Genomic DNA, 15,423 nt, shown 5'->3' with positions numbered 1-15,423 from the left:
CCGCGCTTCTGGCCGGCTGTGCGATTCTGACCGGTTGCGCGTCCGTGCCCGAGATGGGACCGCGACCAGAACTGCGCGATCCCGCCACGCTGGGCTCGCTTACCCCGCCGGGCGCAAGCGGCGCGTCCGCCGCATGGCCTGGCGAAGGCTGGTGGAAAACCTATGGCGACGTGCAGCTCGCCGCGCTCATCGAGGAAGCGCTGGCAGGCTCGCCCACGCTCGCCGCCGCCGAGGCGCGGGCGCGCAAGGCCGAGGCCTATGCGCAGAGCGCGGGCGCAGCGTTGCTGCCCACGGTTTCCGCCAGCGGCCAAGTGGCCGAGGTCAAGCAGAGCTACAACAACGGTTTTCCCGCCCAGTTCGTGCCCAAGGGCTACAACGACACCGGGCGCGCCAGCCTCGATCTGGCCTATGAACTCGACTTCTTCGGCAAGAACCGCGCAGCGCTGCGCGCCGCAACATCGGAGCGCGAAGCCGCCGAACTCGAGGCGCGCGCCGCCCGGCTGGCACTCGCCACCTCGGTCGCCGCCGCTTATGCCGACCTCGCCCGGCTTGCCGCCGAGCGCGAGGTGCAGGTGGCCGCGGTCCAGCAGCGTGAGGAAGTGGCCCAGCTAGTCGCGCGGCGCGTGGCGAGCGGGCTCGATACACGCGGGGAGCAGCGCCAGGCCGATGCGGGCGTGCCGCTCGCGCGCGGGGACCTGGCGGCGACGGACGAGGCGATTGCCTTGACGCGCAACCGGATGGCCGCGCTGCTTGGCGCTGGGCCCGAGCGCGGCGCGGCAATTGCGCTCCCTGCCGCGCGCGCCCTGCCCGCGCCCGCACTGCCAGCCATTCTCGCGCTCGATCTCGTTGGCCGCCGTGCGGATATCGCCGCTGCGCGCTGCCGCGCCGAGGCCGCCGGCGCGCGCATCACGGTGGCGCATGCGGGGTTTTATCCCAACGTCAATCTCATCGGCTTCATCGGCTTGCAGTCGCTGGGGCTGGGCAATCTCACTGCGCAAGGTTCGGATATCGGGCAGGCGGGCGCGGCGGTTAGTTTGCCGATCTTTGCGGGTGGGCGCATCGCCGGGAATTACCGCGCCGCGCGTGCCGACTACGACGAGGCCGTGGCGCAGTACAACGCCGTGCTGGTGCGCGCACTGAACGAAGTCGCCGATGCCGCCGCCGCGCAGCGCGCGCTGGGCACCCGGCAGGCCGAGGCCCGTGCCGCACTGGCCGCTGCCGAGGAGGCCTATGCCATCGCGCGCCGCCGCTACGAAGGCGGGCTTTCGCCCTATCTATCCGTCCTGACGACGCAGGACGCGCTGCTCAGGACCCGCCAGCTCGCCGCCACGCTTGATGCCCGTGCGCTGACCGTGAACGTTGAACTCATCCGCGCGCTGGGCGGCGGATATGGACCCCAGGCATGAGCCTGACCGAGGACACCCCGATGGCCGACCGCGACCCCCAGATCATGCTCGAATCCACCCCGACCGTGGAACCCGCGCCCGCCAGCACGGCGGCGGCAAAGCGCAAACGCGGCTTTGCCATTCTCGGCGGCATCGTGCTTGCGGCGGGGCTGGTTTACGCCGGATATGAGTTGCTGTTTGCCGGGCGCTATGTCGAGACCGACAACGCCTATGTCGCCGCCGAGATCGGGCCGGTAACCCCGCTCGCCAACGGCACAGTGCTGCGCGTGGCCGCGTCCGAAACGATGAGCGTGAAGAAGGGAGACGTGCTGGTCGAGCTTGACCCGTCCGACGCGCGAATCGCACTGGCCGAGGCCGAGGCGGCTGTCGAGCAGGCGCTGCGCCGGGTGAATCAGACCGTCGCCACCGGCACCGCGCTCTATGCGCAGGTGAGCGCGAGCGCGGCCGATATCACTCGCAAGCAGGCACTGGTTGGTGTCGCTTCGGCGAACCTTGCTCGTGCCCGGCTAGATCTCACGAGGCGCGAGGCGCTGGTTTCAGGCGGCGCGGTTTCGGGAGAGGAGCTTTCGAGCGCGCGCAACGCCTTTGCCGCAGCGCAGGGCCAGCTTGCTGTTGCCGAAGCGGACCTTGCCCAGGCGCGAGCCGTGCGCGGCTCGGCCACCGGTCAATCGAACGCCAATGCGGCATTGGTGGGCGGCACTTCGCCCGAATTGAACCCCGACGTCCTCGCTGCCAAGGCGCGGCTCGAGCGTGCGAAGCTGGATCTGGCGCGCACCGTGATCCGCGCGCCGGTGGACGGCATCGTCACCCAGCGCAATGTGCAGGTCGGCCAGCGCGTCGCGCCAGGGGCGGTGCTGATGAACGTGGTTCCGGTGGGCGAGGCTTATGTCGATGCCAACTTCAAGGAGAGCCAGCTGCGCCGCGTGGCGCCGGGCCAGAGCGTGGAATTGACATCGGACCTCTATGGCAGCGGCGTGGTCTATCACGGCCGTGTTACCGGCTTTTCGGGCAGCACGGGTTCGGCGCAGGCGCTGATCCCGGCACAGAACGCTACCGGCAACTGGATCAAGGTGGTGCAGCGCCTGCCGGTACGCGTCGCGCTCGATCCGAAGGAACTCAAGGCGCACCCCTTGCGCGTCGGCCTCTCCATGACCGCGACGATCGACACCGGAGCGAAGTGAGATGAACGGCGCGGCGGCGCTCGAGGCACGGCCGGAAGGCCTGAAAGGCTGGCAGCTGGGCCTCGCGGGCATGAGCTTGGCGCTCGCCAATTTCGTGGTCGTGCTCGATATCACGATTGCCAATGTCTCGGTGCCGCATATCGCCGGAAGCCTCGCGGTTTCGCCGTCACAGGGCACCTGGGTGATCACCTCCTATTCGGTGGCCGAAGCGATCTGCGTGCCGCTTTCGGGCTGGCTGGCCGCGCGCTTTGGCGCGGTGCGCGTGTTCCTCACGGCGCTCATCGGCTTTGCCTTGTTCTCGCTGCTATGCGGGCTTTCGCGCAGCCTCGAGGCCCTGATCGTGTTCCGCATCTTCCAAGGGCTGAGCGGCGGGCCGATCATGCCGATGTCCCAGACGCTGATGGTGCGGGTCTTCCCGCCCGAGAAGGTCGGCACGGCGCTCGGACTGTGGGCGATGACCGTCGTCGTTGCGCCGATCCTCGGGCCGATCTTCGGCGGTACGATCTCCGACAACTGGACCTGGCACTGGATCTTTTTCCTCAACCTGCCCGTCACCGCCTTCTGCGTCGTGTTCGCACTGCGCTATGTGCGGCGCTTCGAAACACCCACCGTGAAGCGCCCGATCGACTATATCGGGCTGGTGCTGCTGGTGATCTGGGTTTCCGCGCTGCAGGTCGTGCTCGACGAGGGCCGCAATGCGGACTGGTTCGCGAGCTCGTTCATCTGCACGCTGGCGGTGATTGCGGTGATCGGATTTGCCGCCTTCCTGATCTGGGAGCTGACCGAGGCCAATCCGGTGGTCGATCTCAGCGTCTTTGCGCAGCGCGGATACAGCGTTGGTGTGGCGGTGCAGAGCATCACTTACGCCGCGTTCTTCTCGGCGATCGTGGTCATCCCGCTCTTCCTCCAGACCAATCTCGGCTATTCGGCGACTTATGCTGGCTACGCCACGGCGTTTATCGGCGTCATGGCGGTGATCCTTTCGCCGGTGGCGGCGGGGATGATTGCCCGTTACGACGTGCGGCGCCTGATCACGTTCGGCGTGGTCTGGCTCGGCCTCATGTCGCTGCTGCGCACCGGCTGGGTGACCCAGATGGATTTCTTCACGCTCTCGCTGCCCCAGTTCCTGCAGGGCATCGGGATGCCTTTCTTCTTCATCGGCACGACCTCGCTCGCGCTGGGCTCGGTGCGTCCGGATCAGACCGCCTCGGCTGCGGGTCTGCAGAACTTCGTGCGCACGCTGGCGGGCGCCTTTGCCACCTCGCTGGCGACCACCCTGTGGGAGCGCGAGGCCAGCAGCGCGCATGCAGAGCTTGCCGGACTGGTCCATCCCCTGCCGCAAGGCACCGGCCTGTCGGTGGAACAGAGCCGCATGGTGCTTGAGCGAATCGTCCAGACCGAGGCCGTGACGCTGGCCACAAACGCCATTTTCTGGGGTTGCACGGCCTTGTTCGCACTCGCAGCGCTGATCGTGTGGTTCGCCCCGCGCCCGCGCGGCGAAGTGGACCTGAGCGCGGCACATTGAACTTTAAGTTTTTGTTTTTAAATATTTATGTTGCAAGTCTCGCCCACTGGAACACGTCGGCCGCGGGTGTCTTGGCACGGCGTCGACTGCCGCCAATTGGACGAGTTTCGGCCAAGCCCCTCCAGATTGGCGCAAATTTCTTCTTTTACTTAAGAGACTTAACGCAATTGCGAGACCTTCGACCATTCGCGCTTTGCGAAAATACCTTCTCTATGCTAAGTACGAATCCTGAGGCCCCATACGAGGGTCGGGTCCAAAAAAGAAAAGACTCGCCAATTTCCAGTCGCCCTGAGGCGCATCTCTTTTTTTGTGGAGTGACAAGATGGCTAACCCCTCTGCTGGCTTTGTAGCCCGAGCGATGTGCGCGCTGGCCGCCGCTTCGCTGATCGCCGCGCCGGTGATCGTCAATGCCGATGCCGGTGCACCTACCAAGCACAAAGTACACAAGCGCTCGACCAAGTGCCCGGCGGGCAAGCGCTATTCGAAGAAGAGGCATCGGTGCGTCGCGGTGGCCTGGAAGGGCCAGCGTAATGCAGGTGCTCTGCCCCGCAACACCACGGTGACGACGTCGAACGCGACCCCGGCTGCGCCCGCTGCGCCGCAGACCTACGCTCCTTACACCCCGCCGCAGACCGTTGCGACGACCCCGCCTGCTCAGCCGGTTTCCACCCCGCCTGCACCGGCGACTGCTGCAGGGGCCGTGGCTGGCGGCGCTGGCACGAGCATTGGCGTGGCCGTCGGCCTCACCGCTGCGGCTTTTGCACTTGGCGGCGCCATCGGTTCGGGCCATAGCCCGGGCGGCTGATCGCGTGCTGGGCGCCTAATGCCCACGCAACAAAAATCGGCCCGGCCTCGCAAAGGCCGGGCCGATTTCGTTTGGGCGCCTATGCCTGACTTGGCAGCGTCGCGGCCTGCCAGACGCAAGTTCACGGGTACATGCCGAGTTAGACGCGACGGAGGAATTCACTCCGCGCGAGCGCGGGGCAAAGGCGCCCTCCCCTATCGCCAGGCCCCGCTTGCATCCGAGGTCATGCCGAGCGCGCGGTAAGCGGCGTCGATCAGCGACTGCCCGCGCGGGTTGACAAGGATACCCGCACCCATGCGATTCATGGTGTAGCCCATGCTGAGGCCTTGCGCCGGATCGGCAAAGCCCACGCTCCCGCCCATGCCGACATGGCCAAAGGCAGCCTCGCCCAGGATCAGGCTGTCGCCGCCCGCAGCGCGGTTGTCGGTGCTGGTCATGAAGCCCATGGCGAAGCGCATCGGCTGATAGAGAACGGCATCGCTATGCGTGGCGGCGCTGACCCGGCCCATACGGTGAACGCGGTCGGCCGAAAGCAGGGTACCGCCGCCATTCGCCAGCGGAGCGTACATGCCCGCAAGGCCGCGCGCGTTGGTAATGCCATTGGCGCTGCCGATTTCTGCAGCATGTATCTCGCGCGAATTGAAGTCTGCGCCGCCGAGGTTGGTAAGAAACAGATTGGGAAGGCTTCCCGGCTGGGTCATCGCCGCACGAAAGAAGGCGGACGCGAAGTTCACCTCGGCCGGATCGGGCGCGATCATCGGCGCGACGCGGCCCTCCTCGCTTTCGGGGAGGCCGATGTGAAAATCGAGACCGAGCGGCCCCGCAACGTTCTCGCGGAAGTACTGCCCCAGCGGCATGCCCGAAACGAGCCGGACGAGCTGCCCCACAGTCCAGGCATAAGTCACCCCGTGATAGCCCTGCCGCGTACCCGGCTCCCAGTGCGCAGGCTCGGCGGCGACGCGCGCGGTCATGTAGTCCCAATCGGCAAGCCCACCCGCCTTGATAGGCTCTGCCACGTGCGGCACCGGCGAGGTGTGCGCGAGCATCATGCCGACCGTGGTCGCTTCCTTGCCGCCGCTGGCGAACTCGGGCCAGATGTCGCCGACCGGTGTCTCATAGGCCACCTTGCCCTGATCGACCAGCATATGGAGGCTGAGCGCTGTCGCCGCCTTGGTGCAGGAATAGACGATCGAAACCGTATCCCGGCCCCATGCCTCCCCGGTATCGGGCCGAGCGAGCCCGCCCCACAGATCGACCACGGTCCGGCCGGCAAGGGTTATGGCGATGCTCGCGCCCTGCTCCTTGCGCTCCTCGAAATTGCGGCGGAACTCGGCGAGAACGCCGGTGAACTGGGCATCGCAGTGGCCGGAAATCGTGCGGCCGTCGGCAAGCTCAAGCGAGATCGCGCTCATGTCAGGGTGAAATCCTCTGCCTTGAAGGTCTTGGTCATCTTCCAGTAGTCGACCAGCCGGTAGGGCAGAAGGGCAAAAACGCGGCCCGCATCGTTGCGGTACCAGTTGGTGAGGCCCTTGTGAGTCCAGACCATGCGAGCGTGGCGTTCATCGACATCGGCGACGTAGGCGTCATGCGCCGCTGGCTTCACGTCGATGGCGTGCGCGCCCGTCTCCAACACCTCGCGCAGCGCGGTGAGGATCAGGCGCATCTGGCATTCGGTGATGAAGATGACATTCCCGCCATGCGCCAGCCCCGTATTGGGACCCATCAGCATGAAGAAATTGGGGAAGCCCGGGACCATTGTGCCGATATAGGCGGTGGCATCGTCCGGCCCCCAGAACTCGTGGAGATCGCGCCCGTCCTCGCCCGTGATCGTCATGGGAGCGAGCATCTTGCTGGCCTGGAAACCGGTTGCGTAGATGATTACATCGGCCTCGATCAGTGTGCCGTCTGCCATCACGACGCCTTCGGGCACGATCTTCGCGGGTGCGCCCGTCACCAGATCGACATTCGGACGCCGCAGCATGTCATACCAGTTGTTGTCGACCAGAATGCGCTTGCCATAGGGCGGGTAGCTCGGCGTGCACTTGGCGATCAGATCATCGCGGCCCGCCAGCTTCGAGCGGAGATAGCGCTCCATGAACTGGCGGTGGCGGGCGTTGACCTGGTTGATCGACTTGCCGCCATCATCCCACGCCGGATCGACCTGGAGCGAGGCGTGGAGGCCATCGGCGAAGGCCCAGAACAGCTGGAAGCGGTACCACCGCGCGAAGAACGGCACGTGGGCAAGGACCCACTTCATTCCTTCGGACACTTCGGCGAAGTAGTTGGGATTGGGCACGACCCAGTGCGGTGAACGCTGGAGAATAGTGAGCCCCGCAACATCGGGTGCGATCGTCGGCCCGACCTGCTGGCCCGAGGCACCAGTGCCGATCATCACCACGCGCTTGCCCGCAAGGTCGAGACCCTCCTGCCACTGCGCGGTGTGGAGCGCGGTGCCGGCGAAAGTCTCGCGCCCCTCGATTTCGGGCAGCTTGGGCCGGTTGAGCACGCCGACCGCCGAAATCACCGCGCGCGCCTTGAGGTGCGTCACCGCGCCCAATGCATCACGCGTGGCCACATCCCATGTGCCGGTGGCCGCGTCATAGGTCGCGGCACTCACCTCGGTCTCGAAGCGGATATGATCGCGAATGCCGTACTTGTCGGTCGCGCGCTCGAAATAGGCCCACAGCTCATCGCGCTTGGCGAAGAAGTGCGCCCACTCGTGGTTCAGCTCGAACGAGTAGGAATAGAAGTGGTTGGGGGTATCGACCCCGCAGCCGGGATAGAAATTCTCGTACCAGCTGCCGCCGACCGCCGGGTTCTTCTCGATGAGCGTAAAGGGAATACCCGCCTGCCCCAGCCGGATCGCGGCGCACACGCCCGACATGCCGGCGCCGATGATTACCACCGGGAAGCTTTCGAGCGAAGAAGGCTCGGGCCGCTTGCGCCAGATCAGCCCACGCGGATCGGGCTCGGCAGCTTCGAGATCCTCACGCATCATCGCGGTATAGTCGGCGCTGACGTGCTCGCCGACTGCGGTCGAGAGCATGTCCTGCAGAAAATCGCCCTCCGGCAGCGGCGGCAGCGGGCGGCAGCTACGCGCGTAGTCGAGCAGGGTCGCTTCAAGCCGGGCGCGGATCTCGGCGCGCAATTCCTCAGGCATCGCCTCGTGGTAGTTCATCGGCCCGGTGATGTAAGGGCGGGCGCGATCAAGCAGGCCGTGATCGCCAGTCAGCTGCACCAGCACGAGCATCAAGGTGGCAGCGTCAGCCTCGGCCAGCGCGGCCCGCAGCGCCTGCGGATCGGCGGCCAATGCGGAAAGGTCGCCCGGTTCGGAACCTGTGGCAGGTTCCAGATTCAGCGTGGTCAAGCCACTCTCCCTCAATATCACTTGCCATCTACCTAGCGGAACAGGTATCTACGCACCAGTAGATAAAAAACGTGCGCAGTTTCAATGCTGCGGGGGAAGAGGGGAAAAATCATGGTTCGCAGCCGTTCTTGCGTAATTGCTAATTTCACGCCGCGCCGCACCGTGCTTGGCTTGTTCATGGCGGGCACCGCGCTGATCGCGATGCCCGCGCTGGCGCAGGAAGCCGCCCAGTCTGCTGCGCCGCCGACCGAAGGCCTGGCCGATATCGTGGTGACCGCCACGCGCAGCTCGGAATCGCTCTCCAAGGTCGCCGCCTCGGTTTCCGCCATCTCGGCTGCAGATCTCGGCGTCGGCGGGGTCAAGGACGTCCAATCACTCGCGACCGCCATCCCCAACCTTTCGGTGGGCGACCAGTTCGGCGTGAACCGCATCTTCATCCGCGGCATCGGCCTCACCTCGATCGACCTCGGCGCGGACGGCGGCGTCGCCTTCCTGCAGGACGGCGCGCAAATCGCCCGCCCCGCCGCCCAGCTTTCGGGCTTCTATGATCTGGAGCGCGTCGAAGTGCTGCGCGGCCCGCAGGGCACACTCTATGGACGCGGCGCGACTGCGGGCGCGATCAACCTGATCACCAAGAAGCCGACCGCCGATCTCGATGGCTTTGTCCGCGCGAGCTATGGCAACTACAACGCAGCATCGCTCGAAATGGCCGTCGGCGGCGCCATCGGCAGCGACAAGGTGATGATCCGCCTCGCCGGCAAGTACGACCGCCGCGACGGTTATGGCATCAACGAATTCACCGGCAACGACATCGACAACCGCGATGCCTATGCGATGCGCGGCACGATCCTCGCCAAGCCCGCCGAGGATCTCGAAATCACGGTTTCGGGCGAGTATTTCAAGGAAAGCGACAGCAACTACGCGTTCCACTATTTCGGTCCGACAGTGAAGCCGGAGAACTTCCTCGGTTCGATCATCGGCGGCAAGTCGCTGTTCACCGTGGCGGCCGCGGCGGGCCGGAAGGCCAATATCCGCAATATCTGGTCGGATCAGGAGCCGCTCAACGAGCGCGACGGCTACAGCTTCACCGGCACGATCGCGTGGACGCCGGGCGACTGGGACGTGAAGTCGATCACCTCGTACCACAAGTTCACCCGCTTCAACCGCGACGACCTCGATGCGTCCGACGCCAACATGTTCGGACAGAACAACTACGACGAGCGCAGCAAGACCTTCAGCCAGGAGTTCGTCGGCAGCTACAAGAGCGAAAAGTTCGATGTGCTCCTGGGCGCAAACTACTTCCATGAGGAACTGTTCGGCAGCGTGCGCGTGCCGCTGACCAACCTCGGCATCCTGTTCGGCCTGCCGGCCAACACCTTCGACAAGGCCAACTACCTGCAGTTCGGCACGGTCAAGATCAACGCTTATGGCGTCTATGCGCAGGGCACCTACGCGCTCAGCGACAAGTTCAAGGTGACCGCCGGCGGGCGCTTCAGCCATGAAAAGCGCGAAGGCATCGGCACGTTCGATTTCCTTGGCAGCGTCAACACCGACAAGGGCAAGAGCTGGAACGCCTTCACGCCCACTGTCACGCTCAACTATCAGGCGAACGATGCCACGCTGGTCTACGCCTCGGTCACGCGCGGCTTCAAATCGGGTGTGATCAACGTCGGCTCGCGCAACGACGTGATCAACCCGGAATACGTGTGGAGCTATGAAATCGGCTTGAAGACCGCCACAGCCGACCGCAAGCTGCAGGCCAATCTTGCCGCGTTCTACATGGACTACACCGATCTGCAGGTCGGCTTCGTCGATGCGACCAGCGTCGTCACCACGGTCAACGCGGCTTCCGCTCGCAACTACGGCCTCGAGGCCGAACTGCGCGCCAAGCCGGTCCCGGGCCTGACCCTCGAACTGTTCGGCACCTACCTCAACGCCAAGTATCGCAAGTTCACCACTGGCGATTACCGCCAGGGCTTCAAGCAGATCAGCGTTGCCGGCAACCGCCTGCAGAACGCGCCGGAATTCTCGTTCCGCGCAGGCGCGGATTACGACATCCCCATCGGCAGCGCCGGCAAGCTCAATGCCCGCGCCGAAGTGAACTGGCAGGGCCGGGTCTACTTCACAGAATTCAACAACGCTGATGCGACGCAGGGCGCCTACGCCCTCGTCAACGCCGGGCTCAAGTTCACCTCGGCGAACGACAAGTACTTCGTCGATATCTGGGGCCGCAACCTCGGCAATGCCCTCGTCATCACCAACAACATCATCACCGCGCCGCTGTTCAGCAGCGTCCGCGTCGGCTCGGTCGCTCCGCCGCGTACCTACGGCGTGACCTTCGGTTTGAACTTCCGCTGACCGGCGGGCAAGGGGAGAACGGGGGATGAGCGAGGCGCTGCGGTTCGACCTGACCGATCCGCAGCTCAAGCGCGATCCCTATCCCATCTTCAAGGCCCTGCGCGACGGCGAGCCGATGCATTTCTCGCCGCTCGGGTTCTGGATCGCGACCCGCTACGACGACGTCCGTGCGATCCTGATGGACCGCACGAACTTCGGGCAGGGCGATTTCCTCTCGAACATCCGCCTGTTCTACGGGCCGGACTTCGACGTCCTGTCGCATTCGGCCTATCGCTGGCTTTCGGAAATCTTCCTCTATCAGGACCCGCCGCGCCACACGCGCGTGCGGGGCCTTGTCACCCAGGCGCTCACCGCCCGGCGCGTGATCGAAATGCGCCCGCGCGTGCAGGCGGTGGCCGGCCGCTTGCTCGATGCGGTGGCTGACAACGGACAGATGGAAGTGATCCATCAGTTTGCCTACCGCTTCCCCACGCTTGTCATGTGCGACATGCTCGGGCTTTCGCCCGAAGAAGCTTCGGACGAAGTGCTTGCCGCGCTCAACCAGGCGATTGCCGATTCGTTTGTTGTATTCGAGATGCGCGCCTTCTCGGACGCGGAACTGGGCCTTGCCAACCGGCAGATGGATTTCCTGATGGACTTCTTCGGTGCGGTCTTTGCCGAGCGCCGCCGCGCCCCACGCGACGATCTGGCGACGGCCTTGTGCAATGCGCGCGACGAGAACGGACCGCTCACTGATCACGAAATGGCGACAGTGGCCATCGGCCTGTTTGGCGCCGGGTTCGAGACGACTGCGCACATGATCGGCAATGGCCTGCTCTCGCTGGCGAAGTTTCCGGACGAATGGGCAAAGCTAGTCGCCGATCCGGACCTCGCGGAAGCCGCGACCGAGGAAATCCTGCGCTATGAAAGCTCGCTTGTGGGCACCAACCGCACCGCCTTCACCGATACCGAAGTGGGCGGCAAGCTGATCCGTGCGGGCGAACGCGTCCTGACCCTCGTTGCGGCGGGCAACCGCGATCCCGCCGTGTTCGCCGAGCCCGACCGCTTCGACATCACGCGCAAGGGGCCCAAGCATCTCTCCTTCGGCGGCGGCATACATTTCTGCGTCGGCGCGGAACTGGCCCGGCTTGAAGGCGAGATCGCGCTCAAATCGCTGGTCGCGCGTTTCCCGCAGCTGCAGATCGATGCGGCGAGCGCCGAGTGGCGGCAGGAAGGCTTCATGTTCCGCGGGCTGACGAAGCTCGACGTCAGCTGGTAATCAGAGCCGTTCCTTCTTCAGCCGCATCCCCGCCTTCTCGCGGTCCCAGGTATCGGGCGTGATGCCCTCGGCGCGCAGCTCGGCTTTCATCACTTTGGCCGTCGGCGTCTTGGGGAGTTCGGGCAGCACGCGGATATAGCGGGGCACCATGAAGTAGGGCATCCGCGCCGCGAGGAATTCCGAGAGTTCCTGCATATCGACGTTGGCGCCCGGCACCGGGGCGATCACCGCCATTACCTCGTCTTCGGAATACTCGCTCGGCACGCCGATGGCGGCTGCCTCGCGCACCGCCGGGTGGGCCATGACTTCGCTTTCGACCTCGAACGAGGAGATGTTTTCCCCGCGCCGGCGGATCGCGTCCTTCACGCGGTCGACGAAGTAGAAATACCCCTCCGCATCGCAGCGGAACGCGTCGCCCGTGTGGAACCAGCCGTTGCGCCACGCCTTGGCCGTCGCTTCGGGGTTCTTGTGATAGCCGCTATTCATCGCCCAGGGCCGGTCGGTTCGCACGATCATTTCGCCCACGGTGCCCACCGGCACTTCGCAATCGTTGCCGTCGACCAACCGCACATCGACCCCGGGGCGGACCTTGCCGCACGTGCCAAGCTTCACCGGATTGGGCTCCGAGACAATGGGCGAGGAGATCTCGGTCATGTTGAAGATGGTGTAGACGTCGATCCCGAAGCGGTCGCGGAACGGGCCCGCCGCATCGGTCAGCGGCACCATGAAGGCCTTGGTCACACCATGGTCGCGGTCCTCCGGCCCCGGTGGGCGCTTGATCAGGAACGTCGCCATCACGCCGAGCAGGAACACGACGGTGCATTCGGTGCGTTTGACGAAATCCCAGAACGTGTCGGTGGAGAAGTTCTCCATCAGCGCGATCGAGCCGCCGCGCGCCAGCATCACAAAGGGAATGCCCAGCCCGCCGATGTGGAACACCGGCATGTTGACGAGGAAGCGGTCCTCGCCCGTGACGAAATGCCAGCTCTCCGGCCCTGCATTGGTGTAGAGGTGGAGGTAGGAGGAGAGCACACCCTTTGACGGCCCGGTGGTGCCCGAGGTGTAGATGATCGATTGCGTGTCCCACGGCTCGATCGGTCGCTCCAGCGGAGCGAGCTCGGCTTCCTCGCCGGTCACCGCATCAAATGCATGGACGGCAAAGCGCGCGGGTGCGGCGCCCTCGCCCAGCCGCACGATCGTGGCGACGGCCGCCGTGTCGATCCCCTCCAGTCGGTCGAGCAGGCCGCCATGGGCGACGAGCACACTGGCATCCGAATTGGCCAGCACATGCTCCAGGATCGCCCCGCGATAGGCGGTGTTGAACGGCACGAACACACCGCCGAGGTAATTGATCGCATAGAACGTGATCAGCGCCTCGCGCCCATTGGGCAACCACACGGCCACGTGATCGCCGCGCTTTACGCCAAGCTTCTGCAGCCCGGCCGCCTTGCGCACCACGAGGTCGCGCAGCGCGGCATAGGTCCACTGCCCGCCATCCTCGAACACGGCATAGACCGCATCCGGCTGCGAAAGCGCAAAATCATCAAGCAGATAGCGCAGCACGCAGCGGTGCCGGTCGAGCACGCGCGGATCGGTGTGGCCCTTGGTCTCAGCCATGCTTGCCTCCTGCCGGCTGAACCATCTTCTGCACCATCGTGATCGCGTCCATTACAACTTCAGTGGCCGACCAGCGCCCGCCTTCGTGGTACCACAGTGCGATCCAGCTCAAGAGACCCGAGACCCAGATCGCGGTGCGCGAGGGGTGCATCACTTCGAACTCGCCCGTACGCTTGCCCTTGTCCAGCAGCGCGGCCAGCTTGGTGTCGAACGTATGGCGAAGATCGCGGATGCGCCGCGCGTCCTCGGGCTGCAGGCACTTCTCCTCGCGCAGATAGACGGTCACGTAGCGCTGGTTTTCGATGATGATCCGCGCCACGCGCTCGACCACGATCTTCAATTGCTCGCTCGCGGTGCCCTCGACGGCAAGCGCCTCTTCCAGTGCAGACAGCGAAAGCTGGATGCCCGTCTGGCAGATCTCGTAGAGCAGTTCGCCCTTGTTCTTGTAGTACGAGTAAATGAAGGGCTTCGTCACATTGAGCTGCTCGGCCACCGAATCCAGCGTCGTCGCCTCGTAGCCGTTGAGGAAGAAGAAGTGGCTCGCCTCCTCCAGAATGCGCCGCCGCTTGTAGGCGGTGATTTCATCCTTGAGCTGGGCGACGGCGCGCTTCTTCCTCGGTTTGTCCATGAGATCCGCGATATCAGTGACGTCGGCGAGCTTGTGCATCAGCCCATCGCGGTCCGCAAGATTTCCATCACGTCGGCCGCCGTCTTGATCGTGCGCGGATTGGTGCGGCCCCAGATGTCCTCGAGCGTGTATTCCGAGATTAGCTGCAACTGGTTCTCGCTGACGCCGACTTCCCGCAAGCTACGCGGCATGCCAAGGCCGCGGATCAACTGGTCGAGCAGTTCCGAGGCGGGACGCGAGGGATCGCCGAGGCAGGCGCTGATGCGCTTCTGCCGCTCGCCGTTGACCAGCGCGTTGAAGGCCTGGACATAGGGCGACATCACGCAGCTGGTGTGGCCGTGCGGCACATCGCAGGTGCCGCCCAGCACATGGCCGATGGCATGGCTCGCACCCATCGGCACGCCGCCGATGATCGGGATCATCGATTGCCAAGCGCCGATCTGGCACTTGAGGCGGGCGTCGAGGTCGGTGGGGTCCGCCTTCACCGCCGGGAGCCCCGCCGCCAGCAGCCGCAGCGCGCTGTCGGCAATGCCGTCGCAGAAGTCGTTGGAGAGGAACGAGGCGAGCGTCTCGGTCGCGTGGTCGACCGCGCGCACGCCGGTCGAGAGCCAGAGCCATTCGGGCGTGTGCACGGTGATCGCGGGATCGAGCACGACGCAGACCGGCACCATCTCGCGCTGGGTATAGGCCTGCTTGAGCTTGATCGCCTCGTCGGTCGCGCCCGAAAGCGGGTTGAACTCACCACCCGAAAGCGTCGTCGGTACGCAGATCGCGCGCACGTCGGGCCCGGCAAACTCGGGGATCACCATGTTGCCCTCTTCATCGACGCGCACGCGGTAGTCGTCGAACTGCTCGATCGTGGTGATGTTGTGCTTGAGGCAGATCAGCAGGATCTTGCCCGCATCGGTGACGGAGCCGCCGCCGACGGTGACGACGAGATCGGCCCCCGCCGCCCGCGCGGCATTGGCCGCCGCGAGCACGTCGCTGCGCGGCGCGTGGGGCTGGATGCCGTCATGCGTCGCGGCGTGGCGGTCGCCCAGCGCGGCCTCGATGCGGCGGATTTCGTCGGTCTGGCGGTTGAGGAAGCTGCTGGCGAGAATGAACACCCGCTTCGCACCGCGCGCCGCCGCTTCCTGCGAAACCGCTTCGGCCGTCGGCACGCCCAGCGTGACGCGCTCGGTTGCCGTGAGCATGACCTGTGAGGCTGTAACCATCGCCGCTCTCCCACTATTGCTATGTTTATACTCTAGAGTAGCATTTATGGAATGCGGGTCAACG

General features: G+C 65.2%; 11 protein-coding genes. 6 read left to right on the top strand and 5 right to left on the bottom strand.

What is annotated here, in order from left to right; genetic code table 11:
* The first annotated feature begins 53 nt into the window (after positions 1–53).
* From WCL10_RS12915 to WCL10_RS12900, 4 genes are all read left to right on the top strand, one after another.
* Complete coding sequence (locus WCL10_RS12915; protein WP_336896063.1) at positions 54–1,406, top strand: efflux transporter outer membrane subunit; 1,353 nt, start codon at positions 54–56, stop codon at positions 1,404–1,406.
* Positions 1,403–2,587, top strand: coding sequence for an HlyD family efflux transporter periplasmic adaptor subunit (locus WCL10_RS12910; protein ID WP_336896062.1), 1,185 nt, complete (start codon positions 1,403–1,405; stop codon positions 2,585–2,587). Before WCL10_RS12915 ends, WCL10_RS12910 begins: the two co-directional genes overlap by 4 nt.
* Before the next feature lies 1 nt (position 2,588).
* Entirely contained in the window at positions 2,589–4,112 is a 1,524-nt protein-coding gene (locus WCL10_RS12905; protein ID WP_336896061.1) for a DHA2 family efflux MFS transporter permease subunit, read from the top strand.
* A 322-nt stretch (positions 4,113–4,434) separates the two neighbouring features.
* Positions 4,435–4,917 (top strand): hypothetical protein, encoded by a 483-nt coding sequence (locus WCL10_RS12900; RefSeq protein ID WP_336896060.1) that lies wholly within the window; start codon positions 4,435–4,437, stop codon positions 4,915–4,917.
* Positions 4,918–5,111: 194 nt separating this feature from the next.
* On the opposite strand, the gene WCL10_RS12895 is transcribed toward WCL10_RS12900, so the two are convergent.
* Both WCL10_RS12895 and WCL10_RS12890 read right to left on the bottom strand, forming a co-directional pair.
* Entirely contained in the window at positions 5,112–6,329 is a 1,218-nt protein-coding gene (locus WCL10_RS12895; RefSeq protein ID WP_336896059.1) for a serine hydrolase domain-containing protein, read from the bottom strand.
* Positions 6,326–8,284: an NAD(P)/FAD-dependent oxidoreductase gene (locus WCL10_RS12890; RefSeq protein WP_336896058.1), complete on the bottom strand. Its 1,959-nt coding sequence runs from the start codon at positions 8,282–8,284 to the stop codon at positions 6,326–6,328. The genes WCL10_RS12895 and WCL10_RS12890 overlap by 4 nt, the downstream gene beginning before the upstream one ends.
* 111 nt (positions 8,285–8,395) lie before the next feature.
* On the opposite strand from WCL10_RS12890, the gene WCL10_RS12885 reads away from it, so the two are divergent.
* Both WCL10_RS12885 and WCL10_RS12880 read left to right on the top strand, forming a co-directional pair.
* Positions 8,396–10,642, top strand: a complete 2,247-nt coding sequence (locus WCL10_RS12885; RefSeq protein ID WP_336896057.1) for a TonB-dependent receptor — start codon at positions 8,396–8,398, stop codon at positions 10,640–10,642.
* Positions 10,643–10,667: 25 nt separating this feature from the next.
* Complete coding sequence (locus WCL10_RS12880; RefSeq protein ID WP_336896056.1) at positions 10,668–11,900, top strand: cytochrome P450; 1,233 nt, start codon at positions 10,668–10,670, stop codon at positions 11,898–11,900.
* Here the strand turns inward: WCL10_RS12880 and WCL10_RS12875 are convergent, their stop codons facing one another.
* The 3 genes from WCL10_RS12875 to WCL10_RS12865 are packed head-to-tail and all read right to left on the bottom strand — an operon-like array spanning position 11,901 to position 15,359.
* A complete protein-coding gene (locus tag WCL10_RS12875) occupies positions 11,901–13,517 on the bottom strand; it encodes an AMP-binding protein (protein ID WP_336896055.1) in 1,617 nt (538 codons plus the stop codon).
* Positions 13,510–14,184: a TetR/AcrR family transcriptional regulator gene (locus tag WCL10_RS12870; protein WP_336896054.1), complete on the bottom strand. Its 675-nt coding sequence runs from the start codon at positions 14,182–14,184 to the stop codon at positions 13,510–13,512. The genes WCL10_RS12875 and WCL10_RS12870 overlap by 8 nt, the downstream gene beginning before the upstream one ends.
* On the bottom strand, positions 14,184–15,359 hold the full coding sequence (locus WCL10_RS12865) for an iron-containing alcohol dehydrogenase (protein WP_336896053.1): 1,176 nt from the start codon (positions 15,357–15,359) through the stop codon (positions 14,184–14,186). Before WCL10_RS12865 ends, WCL10_RS12870 begins: the two co-directional genes overlap by 1 nt.
* Positions 15,360–15,423 lie beyond the last annotated feature (64 nt).

The organism is Novosphingobium sp., from assembly GCF_037133355.1.
Taxonomy (GTDB): domain Bacteria; phylum Pseudomonadota; class Alphaproteobacteria; order Sphingomonadales; family Sphingomonadaceae; genus Novosphingobium.
Note: the sequence above shows the minus strand (reverse complement) of the source record. Positions and strands in the feature narration are given on the sequence as shown.